Origin of the sequence: Pseudocitrobacter sp. RIT415, from assembly GCF_003057695.2 — a bacterium.
Taxonomy (GTDB): Bacteria; Pseudomonadota; Gammaproteobacteria; order Enterobacterales; family Enterobacteriaceae; genus Pseudocitrobacter; species Pseudocitrobacter faecalis.
The window spans coordinates 66,038-77,459 of the sequence record NZ_QBJC02000012.1; the positions used below are offsets into that span (position 1 = coordinate 66,038).

Below are 11,422 nucleotides of genomic sequence, written 5' to 3' on the forward strand. Positions count from 1 at the left end.
TTTTCCCTCACCCTAACCCTCTCCCAATGGGAGAGGGAATAGAGCCTTACTTCTGCAACAGCGCCAGAACTTCTTCTACGCTGGTGGTGCTGGCCAGACGTTCGATGACGGATTCGTCATCCAGCGCGTTGGTCAGGCCGGTAATCACCTGGATGTGCTCGTTGTTGCGAGCGGCGATACCAATCACCAGACGGGCAATGTCATCCTCGTCTTCGCCGAAGCGCACGCCTTCCGGATACTGACAGAACACGATGCCGGTTTTCAGCACACGATCTTTGGCTTCAATAGTGCCGTGCGGTACCGCGATGGACTCGCCCAGGTAAGTTGGCGTCAGTTTTTCGCGGTCCAGCATCGCCTGCACATACTCTGGCTCAACATAGCCGCCTTTCACCAGTTGCTCACCAGCGAAGCGAATCGCGTCTTCTTTTGTGGCCGCCTTGCAGCCCAGGAAGATGTTTTCCGCGCCGAGTTTAAACAGGTTGGCGCTGGTGTCGTCAAAGCTGTCTTTCAGGCTGTCCTTCACCTTCACTTCGTTGTCAGTGTGACGCTGTGCCGCAACCAGACGTTCGGTCAGATTGGTATACAGGCCGCTGTCGAGGAAGTTAGTCAGCGAAATATGCTGCGCCTGCGGTACCTGACGCATTGCGCGTTCGGTCAGGTCGCGGTGAGTGATGACCAGGTCAACATCCGGCGGCAGGTTGTTAATCGCGCAGTTGGTCACAGAGATGTTGCTCAGGCCCGCATCCTGCACTTTCTTACGCAGCACGCCCGCCCCCATTGCGCTGGAACCCATACCGGCATCACAGGCAACGATGATTTTACGCACGTGGCTCAGGTCGTTGGTGACGTCGCCCGCCGCCAGCGGAGTACCGCCTTTGGATTCAGCTTTCATGTCATTCATACGACGGGTTGCCGCTTCGATGTCATCTTCTTCTTTCACTTTGCTGGTTTTCAGCAGGATGGCAGAAACGATGAAGGAGACCGCCATTGCCGCAACGATAGCCGCGATGTTGGCGAAGTATGCGCCTTTTGGCGTCATCGCCAGTACGGCCAGGATGGAGCCAGGGGAAGCCGGAGAAACCAGACCGCCGTTCAGGATGGTCAGGGTGAACACGCCAGTCATACCGCCCAGAATAACGGCAATAATCAGACGTGGGTTCATCAGCACATACGGGAAGTAGATTTCGTGAATACCGCCCAGGAAGTGGATGATTGCCGCGCCGCCCGCAGACTGTTTAGCACTGCCGCGACCGAAGAACATGTACGCCAGCAGAACACCCATCCCCGGGCCCGGGTTGGCTTCAATCAGGAAGAAGATCGATTTGCCGAGATCATGAGACTGCTGAATACCCAGCGGCGAGAAGATACCGTGGTTAATGGCGTTGTTCAGGAACAGGATTTTAGCCGGTTCTACAAAAACAGATGCCAGCGGCAGCATGTCGTGTACAACCATGAAGTTAACGCCAGCCGCCAGCAGCTTGGACAGCACTTCAACCGCCGGGCCGATGCCCATAAAGGCCAGAATAGCGAGGATCATACCGATGATGCCAGCGGAGAAGTTATTCACCAGCATCTCAAAACCGGATTTGATTTTACCATCTACCCAGGCGTCGAATTTCTTGATGCAGTAGCCGCCCAACGGGCCTGCAATCATGGAGCCCAGGAACATCGGCATATCTGCACCGACGATAACACCCATGGTGGTAATCGCACCGACCACGCCGCCACGTTCGCCGCCAATCAGCTTACCACCGGTATAACCGATGAGCAGCGGCAGCAGGTAGGTGATCATCGGGCCAACCAGCTTCGCCAGCGTTTCGTTCGGCAACCACCCTGTTGGAATAAATAACGCGGTGATAATACCCCACGCGATAAACGCGCCGATATTTGGCATCACCATGTTGCTGAGGAAGCGACCAAAGCTTTGCACCTTGATCTTGATATCGGATGACATAAAACACCCCTTGTTTCTGTTTGCCCGCAGGTTGAACACCTGAAGTTTATTGTTAATTGGCGGCAGAGGTAGTAGCCGAACCCTGGTTGATGATGCGAAATCTGGCACTGAATCGTTAAGCTGTCCAGATAGCGGGTCTTCATGTGACTTAGATCACACAAATATAGGATGTACCTGATGATTTTGAGTGATCACCATCACAAAACCACTGTGTAAAAAAACAACACAGCAGGAAAAAGCACCGCAGAACACATGTAAATGTGATGTTAATCACATTTTGCTCTTGATGGTTTGTTTGTTTTTTGTGATTGAGTTCACAAGATATTTTCAGGTCGCCAAAATAAGATGTGATCCGTGGCAAGTTCTGCTGCTGTGATGAGCACCCTCTGTAACTGAGTAACATCACACAAAAAAGAATAATGAATGAGGATTATGGCAGAACGATTAATTGCCGATTATGTTCAAAGTAGACACCGTCTACGCTTTAAATTGTATAGCGTGCTCACTATCGACAGCGTGAATTTGAGGTTACGGCTATGTTCCTGAATTACTTTGCGCTTGGCATTCTGATCTTTGTTTTCCTGGTTATCTTTTACGGCATTATTATTATTCACGATATTCCCTACATGATTGCGAAGGCACGCAATCATCCCCACGCCGATGCGATTCATGTCGCGGGCTGGGTGAGTCTTTTTACCTTACACGTTCTCTGGCCGTTTCTGTGGATCTGGGCGACGCTTTATCGCCCCGATCGCGGCTGGGGAATGCAACACCCTCCCGCGCATGAAGGTGAAGATGCGCTGCGACAACGCGTTGAAGAGCTTGAAAAACAACTGAAAAAAATGCAAACGCCTTCAGGGGAATAGCCATCATGGATCTGCTAATTATATTGACCTACGTCGCGCTGGCATGGGCGATTTTTAAGATATTCAGGATCCCGGTAAATAAATGGACGGTGCCTACCGCCGTATTAGGCGGGGTATTTATTGTCGGTGCGCTGATATTAGGGATGAACTATAACCACCCCTATACCTTTCAGGCGCAGAAGGCGGTTATCTCTATTCCGATTACCCCTCAGGTGACCGGCGTGGTGAGTGAGGTGACAAATAAACATAACCAGATAATTAAAAAAGGCGAGGTGCTGTTTAAAATAGACCCGACACGCTACCAGGCGCGCGTTGACCGACTTCAGGCTGATTTAGTCACGGCGGTGCACAATACGCAGGTCTTGAAAGGACAACTGGATGAAGCGCTGGCAAATACCACGCGCGTTTCGGCAGAACGCGATCGTCTGTATAAAGATTATCAGCGATATTTGCAGGGAAGTAAGGCGCGGGTAAATCCGTTTTCAGAAAGCGATATCGACAACGCCCGACAAAACTATCTGGCGCAGGATGCATTAGTTAAAGCGTCGATTGCCGATCAATCGCAAATTAAAAGTCAACTGGATAGCGTGGTGAACGGCGACCAGTCTCAGGTTGCCAGCCTGCGCGCGCAGCTTACGGAAGCCAAATTTAACCTCGATCAGACCATTATCCGCGCACCCAGCGACGGTTTTGCTACGCAGGTACTGATTCGCCCCGGCACCTATGCCGCCGCGCTACCGCTGCGCCCGGTCATGGTGTTCGTGCCGGAGCAAAAACGCCAGATTGTGGCTCAGTTCAGACAAAACTCCCTGTTGCGATTAAAACCCGGCGATGAAGCGGAAGTGGTCTTTAATGCGCTGCCGGGTCAGGTGTTTAGCGGAAAGTTGACCAGCATTCTGCCCGTTGTGCCCGGCGGTTCTTATCAGGCGCAGGGTACGCTGCAGTCGCTCAATATTGTCCCCGGCACCGATGGCGTAATGGCGCTGATCGAGCTCCAGCCTGATGGGGAGGTGGACGCGCTACCTGATGGCATTTACGCTCAGGTGGCGGTCTATTCCGATCACTTTGAGCACCTGTCGATAATGCGCAAAGTGCTGCTCAGAATGACAAGCTGGATGCACTATCTTTACCTCGATCATTGATGTTAAAAGCATCTTTTTGTCAGTGGCTGGGCCATACTTACCCTTTCGTTGGCAAAAAGGACATGGCATGAAACTCATCGGCAGCTATACCAGCCCTTTCGTACGCAAAATCTCTATCTTATTGCTGGAAAAGGGAATTTCTTTCGAATTTATCAATGAACTGCCCTATAACCTGGAAAATGGCGTGGCGCAGTACAATCCGCTGGGCAAGGTGCCGGCATTAATGACTGACGACGGTGAGTGTTGGTTTGACTCACCGATTATTGCCGAGTACATCGAACTGCTGAATGTTGAGCCGCAGATGCTGCCGTCTGACCCGCTTGCGCGCCTGAAAGTACGTCAATTAGAAGCACTCGCCGACGGCATTATGGATGCCGGGCTGGTGGCGGTGCGTGAACTGGCCCGCCCGCCAGCACAGCAGTCGGAAGCGGAGTGCCTGCGCCAGCGCGAGAAAATCAGCCGCAGCCTTGATACGCTTGAAGCCCATCTCAAAGAAGGGACGTTCAACACCGATACGTTAAATCTGGCGACGATCGCCATCGCCTGTGCGATTAGCTATCTCAACTTTCGTCGCATTGCGCCGGGCTGGTGTGTTGACCGGCCCAATCTGGTCAAACTGGTGGAAACGTTGTTCCAGCGCGAGAGTTTTGCCCGGACGGAACCGCCAAAGGCTTGATTACGCGCTATAACACTTCATGGTCGTACGCTGTACAATCCCTCCTCACTATGGACTCCCTCTCCCGTCGGGAGGGGGGAAAATCGTTAACCGTCAGGCCAACTCATGACTACCGATACTCGCTCACTTTACAGCCAGCTTCCTGCGACCGACCGCTTACTGCGCGATGCCGCCTTTGCTTCCCTTCTGGAAAACCACGGTCATTCGCAGGTGGTGGAACAACTCCGCCAGCTTCAGGATGAAGCGCGTCAGGCGATCCGCGATACCGGCGAGCTTCCGGGCTGGAGTGTCGACTGGGCCGGGGAAGTCGCGCGTCGTTTTGCCACGGATACGCAAAGCGCCATTCGCCCGGTCATTAACCTGACCGGTACGGTGCTGCACACTAACCTTGGGCGAGCCCAGCAGGCGGAAGCCGCCATTGCCGCGGTGACGCAGGTGATGCGCGACCCGGTGACGCTGGAATATGACCTCGACGGTGCCGGGCGCGGTCATCGCGATCGCGCACTGGCGGATTTGCTCTGCCGCCTGACTGGCGCAGAGGATGCCTGTATCGTTAACAATAACGCGGCTGCCGTATTGCTGATGTTGGCGGCCACGGCGAGCGGCAAAGAAGTCGTCGTCTCACGCGGCGAGCTGGTGGAAATTGGCGGCGCGTTCCGCATCCCGGACGTGATGCGTCAGGCGGGTTGCGAGCTGCATGAGGTCGGCACCACCAACCGCACGCATGCCAAAGATTATCGGCAGGCGGTGAATGAAAACACCGGATTGCTGATGAAAGTGCATACCAGCAACTACAGCATTGAAGGCTTCACTAAGACCGTAGAAGAAGCCGAGCTGGCTGAAATTGGCCGCGAGCTGGATATCCCGGTGGTGGCGGATTTAGGCAGTGGTTCGCTGGTCGATTTAAGCCAGTACGGCCTGCCGAAAGAACCGATGCCGCAGGAGATGATCGCCGCAGGCGTCAGCCTGGTGAGTTTCTCCGGCGATAAACTGCTGGGCGGCCCGCAGGCGGGGATTATCGTCGGTAAGAAAGCGATGATTGCTCAGCTACAGCAGCATCCGCTCAAGCGCGCGCTACGTGCCGATAAAATGACGCTGGCGGCGCTGGAAGCGACACTGCGCCTCTATCTGCATCCTGAACGCCTCGCCAGCGACCTGCCGACACTGCGTCTGCTTAACCGCCGCACGGATGAAATCCACGCGCAGGCCGAACGTCTGCGTGAACCGCTGACGCAGCGCTATGGCGACGAATTTTCTGTTACGGTGATGGAATGTGCCTCACAAATCGGCAGTGGCTCCTTGCCCGTCGATCGCCTGCCGAGTGCTGCCATCACCTTTACCCCTAAAGACGGGCGCGGTAGCCGCCTTGAAACACTGGCTAACCGCTGGCGCAGTCTGCCGGTGCCGGTTATCGGGCGCATTTACGACGGGCGATTATGGCTCGACCTGCGCTGTCTTGAGGATGAATCACGTTTTCTGGAGATGTTGCTGAAATGATTATTGCCACCGCCGGGCACGTTGACCACGGCAAAACCACGCTGCTGCAGGCGATTACCGGCGTTAACGCCGACCGCCTGCCGGAAGAGAAATCACGCGGGATGACCATCGACCTGGGGTACGCCTACTGGCCGCAGCCCGATGGGCGGGTGCTCGGGTTTATTGATGTGCCGGGGCACGAGAAATTTCTCTCTAACATGCTGGCGGGCGTGGGGGGTATCGATCATGCCCTGCTGGTGGTGGCTTGTGACGACGGTGTAATGGCGCAAACGCGCGAACATCTGGCGATCCTGCAACTGACCGGCAAGCCGACGCTGACGGTGGCGCTAACGAAAACCGATCGCGTCGATGCGGCGCGCGTGGTGGAAGTGCGTCACGAGATAGACTCGGTATTGCGTGAATACGGTTTTGACGATGCCACGCTGTTCGAAACCGCCGCCACCGCAGGGCTGGGCATTGATGAATTGCGCGCGCATCTGCTGCAACTACCGGAGCGTGTGAATCCGGAAAACCAGCGCTTCCGTCTGGCGATTGACCGCGCATTCACTGTGAAAGGGGCCGGACTGGTGGTCACCGGGACGGCGCTTTCCGGGGATGTAAATGTGGGTGATACGTTGTGGCTGACGGGCGTCGATAAACCGATGCGCGTGCGCGGTATCCACGCGCAAAACCAACCTACCGAACAGGCGCACGCCGGGCAGCGTATTGCGCTGAATATCGTCGGCGATGCGCAGAAAGAAGAATTGAATCGCGGCGACTGGCTGCTATCGCAGGAACCGCCCGCGCCCGTTGAGCGGGTTATTGTCGAGTTGCACAGCCATGTGCCGCTCACCCAATGGCAGCCGCTGCATATTCACCATGCCGCCAGCCATATCACCGGGCGCGTCTCGCTACTGGAGAACAATCTGGCGGAACTGGTACTGGATACGCCACTGTATCTGGCCGACAACGACCGTCTGGTGCTGCGCGATATTTCAGCGCGTCTTACCCTTGCAGGTGCGCGCGTGGTGACGCTCAATTCACCGCGTCGCGGGAAGCGTAAAGCCGAATATCTGGCGTGGATTGCTGAACTGGCGACGGCGGAAAACAGTGCTCAGGCGTTATCTGTTCATCTGCAACGCGATGCGGTGCAGCTTACTGATTTTGCCTGGGCACGGCAGTTGAGCGAACAGGGGCTACAGCAACTGATTAACCAGCCGGGCTATATTCTGGCCGGGAGCGCACTGCTGGATGCGCCGCTTGCCGCACGCTGGCAGCGTAAACTGCTGGATGCGCTGGCGACCTACCACGAACAACATAAAGATGAACCGGGGCCGGGCCGTGAGCGCCTGCGCCGCATCGCGCTGCCGATGGAAGATGAAGCGCTGGTGCTGACGCTGATTGAGCAGATGCGTGAAAGCGGCGTGGTAGCCAGCCATCACGGTTGGCTGCATCTACCGGATCACAAAGCCGGGTTTACCGATGAACAGGATGTGGTATGGCAAAAAGCAGCGCCACTGTTTGCTGATGAACCCTGGTGGGTGCGCGATTTGGCTCAGCAAACCGGAACCGATGAACAATTGATGCGCGCGGTGCTCCGGCAGGCAGCGCAGCAGGGGATGATTACGGCGATCGTCAAAGATCGTTATTACCGTAACGATCGTATCGTCACCTTCGCGAGTATGATCCGCGAACTGGATCAGGAAAAGGGTTCAACCTGCGCAGCAGATTTCCGCGATAAACTGAACGTGGGCCGTAAGTTAGCAATTCAAATACTGGAATATTTTAATCGTATCGGTTTTACCCGTCGCCGGGGAAATGACCATTTATTACGCGATGCGCTACTTTTTCCTGAAAATAAACGTAACGATTAATTTAAATATTAAATGAATTAATGCAAAAATCATATTGATTAATATCGGATGCGCAGAAAAAGCACATCCGATATTTTTTCCATTTCAAAAATAGAATATGGATCATATTTTTTGTTTAACCCTTACCTTACCCTAGCCGCCAATTTCCCATTAATTAAGGAACGATCATGGCAGCATCCACTTTTTATATTCCTTCAGTGAATGTTATTGGCGCTAATTCATTAAATGGCGCAATGGATACCATGCGCGACTACGGTTATCGCCGCGCATTAATTGTGACGGATGCCATTCTGAATAAATTGGGCATGGCGGGTGACGTGCAGAAAGGCCTGGCTGAACGTGATATTTTCAGCGTAATTTATGATGGCGTGCAGCCAAACCCGACCACAGCGAACGTTAACGCAGGCCTGGCAATCCTCAAAGAAAATAACTGCGACTGCGTCATTTCCCTGGGCGGTGGTTCTCCACACGACTGCGCAAAAGGTATTGCGCTGGTGGCGTCGAACGGCGGGCAAATTAGCGATTACGAAGGCGTTGACCGCTCGGCTAAACCGCAGTTGCCGATGATTGCGATTAATACCACCGCAGGCACCGCGTCTGAAATGACCCGTTTCTGCATCATTACCGACGAAGCGCGTCATATTAAAATGGCGATCGTCGATAAACACGTAACGCCCATTCTGTCCGTGAATGACTCTTCCCTGATGACCGGCATGCCAAAATCGCTGACCGCCGCCACCGGGATGGATGCGTTGACTCACGCTATCGAAGCCTACGTATCTATCGCGGCTACTCCAATTACTGACGCCTGCGCGCTGAAAGCGATCACCATGATTGCCGAAAACCTGAGCGTTGCCGTCGCCGATGGCGCGAATGCACAAGCCCGTGAAGCAATGGCTTACGCGCAGTTCCTGGCCGGTATGGCATTTAACAACGCCTCGCTGGGCTATGTTCACGCGATGGCGCACCAGCTTGGCGGTTTCTACGACCTGCCGCACGGTGTCTGCAACGCGGTTCTGCTGCCGCACGTCCAGGCGTTCAACAGCAAAGTGGCGGCTGCACGTTTGCGTGACTGCGCACAGGCAATGAACATCGATGTTACGGGCCTGAACGATGAGCAGGGAGCAAAAGCCTGCATCGACGCCATCTGCAAATTGGCGCGTGACGTCAACATCCCGGCGGGCCTGCGTGACCTGAACGTGAAAGAAGAAGATATCCCGGTTCTGGCGACTAACGCCCTGAAAGATGCCTGTGGCTTCACTAACCCGATTCAGGCAACTCACGACGAAATTATGGCGATTTACCGCGCTGCAATGTAATTCGTGACCGTTGTCGTAAACCTATGTACGGCTGGCGAAAAAAACGCCAGCCGCGTCTACCCTTGAAGGACTGCAACAGCAAGGAGAGACGGCGATGACAAACAATCCCCCTTCAGCCCGCATTCAACCGGGCGAGTATGGTTTTCCTCTTAAGCTTAAACCTCGCTATGACAACTTTATCGGCGGCGACTGGGTTGCACCCGTCGACGGCGAGTATTACCAGAATTTGACGCCGGTAACCGGGCAACTGCTTTGTGAAGTCGCCTCATCCGGCAAACGTGATATCGACCTGGCATTAGATGCCGCGCATAAAGCCAAAGATAAATGGGCACAAATGTCCGTGCAGGATCGGGCGGGGATCTTGCTGAAAATTGCCGATCGCATGGAGCAAAACCTCGATCTGCTGGCAACGGCGGAAACCTGGGATAACGGTAAACCGATCCGCGAAACCAGCGCAGCCGATGTGCCGCTGGCGATTGACCATTTCCGCTACTTTGCGTCGTGTATTCGCGCGCAGGAGGGTGGCATCAGCGAAGTGGATAAAGATACCGTGGCGTATCACTTCCATGAACCGTTGGGCGTGGTCGCGCAAATCATCCCATGGAACTTCCCGCTGCTGATGGCGAGCTGGAAAATGGCCCCGGCGCTGGCCGCAGGTAACTGCATCGTCCTGAAACCGGCGCGTTTAACGCCGCTGTCGGTGCTGCTGCTGATGGAAATCATCGGTGACTTACTGCCGCCTGGTGTGATTAACGTGGTGAACGGCGCGGGCGGGGAAATCGGCGAATATCTGGCAACGTCTAAACGCATCGCCAAAGTTGCGTTCACCGGCTCCACCGAAGTCGGCCAGCAAATCATGCAGTACGCGACGCAGAACATCATTCCGGTCACGCTGGAGCTGGGCGGGAAATCACCGAACATCTTCTTTGCTGATGTGATGGATGAAGAGGACGCGTTCTTTGATAAAGCGCTGGAAGGTTTCGCGCTCTTTGCGTTTAACCAGGGGGAAGTGTGTACCTGCCCAAGCCGCGCGCTGGTACATGAATCTATCTACGATCGCTTTATGGAGCGGGCGATTCGCCGGGTGGAAAGCATCCGTAGCGGTAACCCACTGGACAGCGTAACGCAGATGGGCGCGCAGGTGTCGCATGGGCAGATGGAGACCATCCTCAACTACATCGACATCGGTAAGAAAGAGGGCGCGGACGTGCTGACCGGCGGGCGACGCAAACGCCTTGAGGGTGAGCTTCACGACGGCTATTACCTCGAGCCGACGATTCTGTTTGGCCAGAACAGCATGCGTGTTTTCCAGGAGGAGATCTTCGGCCCGGTGCTGGCGGTTACCACCTTTAAAACCACCGAAGAAGCGCTGGCGCTGGCTAACGATACTCAGTATGGTCTCGGCGCGGGCGTCTGGAGTCGCAATGGTAATCTGGCCTACAAAATGGGGCGCGGTATTCAGGCCGGGCGCGTCTGGACCAACTGCTATCACGCTTACCCGGCGCATGCGGCATTTGGTGGCTATAAACAGTCGGGCATTGGCCGTGAGACCCACAAGATGATGCTGGAGCATTATCAACAAACTAAATGCCTGCTGGTAAGCTACTCGGACAAACCGCTCGGTCTGTTCTGATTATCCTGTTTTAACGGCCCGGCGGTGTTTCCCCGCCGGGCTTGCTGTATATCGAAACCCATATGGCATTATATAAATTAGATGTTTGCCTGATATCTAAAAATTCCTCTACTATTTCCCATCCCCCGATTATTTATTTTAATCTCTGAGGATTTATGTTTCTTAATTATTTCGCGCTGGGCGTCCTAATATTTGTATTCCTGGTCATCTTCTATGGGATTATCATCTTACATGATATTCCTTATCTGATTGCGAAGAAACGCAATCACCCCCACGCTGACGCCATTCACGTTGCGGGCTGGGTGAGTCTTTTTACGCTGCATGTTATCTGGCCTTTCCTGTGGATTTGGGCAACGTTATATCGCCCTGAGCGTGGCTGGGGAATGCAAACCCCGGATGCGTCGCTTATCCAGCTTCAGGAGCGCGTGGCTGGGCTGGAGAAACAACTGGCTGAGGCGAAGGCTTCCTCAGCGGAGTAATAT

At 54.4% G+C, this 11,422-nt stretch carries 9 protein-coding genes; 8 read left to right on the forward strand and 1 reads right to left on the reverse strand.

Annotated features, from left to right (window positions below):
- Positions 1-46 precede the first annotated feature (46 nt).
- Positions 47-1,954, reverse strand: coding sequence for a PTS mannitol transporter subunit IICBA (gene mtlA, locus DBY68_RS13465; RefSeq protein WP_108476503.1), 1,908 nt, complete (start codon positions 1,952-1,954; stop codon positions 47-49).
- A gap of 536 nt (positions 1,955-2,490) precedes the next feature.
- Here mtlA and DBY68_RS13470 point away from each other — a divergent pair.
- From DBY68_RS13470 to DBY68_RS13505, 8 genes are all read left to right on the forward strand, one after another.
- The gene (locus DBY68_RS13470; protein WP_108476502.1) at positions 2,491-2,820 is read left to right on the forward strand and encodes a DUF3302 domain-containing protein; all 330 of its coding nucleotides are present in this window, start codon (positions 2,491-2,493) and stop codon (positions 2,818-2,820) included.
- 5 nt (positions 2,821-2,825) lie between these two features.
- The gene (locus DBY68_RS13475; RefSeq protein ID WP_108476501.1) at positions 2,826-3,962 is read left to right on the forward strand and encodes an HlyD family secretion protein; all 1,137 of its coding nucleotides are present in this window, start codon (positions 2,826-2,828) and stop codon (positions 3,960-3,962) included.
- Positions 3,963-4,029: 67 nt separating this feature from the next.
- Positions 4,030-4,638 (forward strand): glutathione S-transferase, encoded by a 609-nt coding sequence (locus tag DBY68_RS13480; protein ID WP_108476500.1) that lies wholly within the window; start codon positions 4,030-4,032, stop codon positions 4,636-4,638.
- Between the two features lie 105 nt (positions 4,639-4,743).
- Complete coding sequence (selA, locus tag DBY68_RS13485) at positions 4,744-6,135, forward strand: L-seryl-tRNA(Sec) selenium transferase (RefSeq protein WP_108476499.1); 1,392 nt, start codon at positions 4,744-4,746, stop codon at positions 6,133-6,135.
- Positions 6,132-7,988 carry a selenocysteine-specific translation elongation factor gene (gene selB, locus DBY68_RS13490; RefSeq protein WP_108476498.1) on the forward strand — a complete coding sequence of 619 codons (1,857 nt, stop codon included), beginning with the start codon at positions 6,132-6,134 and terminating at the stop codon, positions 7,986-7,988. The genes selA and selB overlap by 4 nt, the downstream gene beginning before the upstream one ends.
- Positions 7,989-8,155: 167 nt before the next feature.
- Positions 8,156-9,307 carry an L-threonine dehydrogenase gene (gene yiaY / locus DBY68_RS13495; RefSeq protein WP_108476497.1) on the forward strand — a complete coding sequence of 384 codons (1,152 nt, stop codon included), beginning with the start codon at positions 8,156-8,158 and terminating at the stop codon, positions 9,305-9,307.
- 94 nt (positions 9,308-9,401) lie between these two features.
- The gene (aldB, locus tag DBY68_RS13500; RefSeq protein ID WP_108476496.1) at positions 9,402-10,940 is read left to right on the forward strand and encodes an aldehyde dehydrogenase AldB; all 1,539 of its coding nucleotides are present in this window, start codon (positions 9,402-9,404) and stop codon (positions 10,938-10,940) included.
- A gap of 155 nt (positions 10,941-11,095) precedes the next feature.
- Positions 11,096-11,419, forward strand: coding sequence for a DUF3302 domain-containing protein (locus DBY68_RS13505; protein ID WP_108476495.1), 324 nt, complete (start codon positions 11,096-11,098; stop codon positions 11,417-11,419).
- Positions 11,420-11,422: the final 3 nt, after the last annotated feature.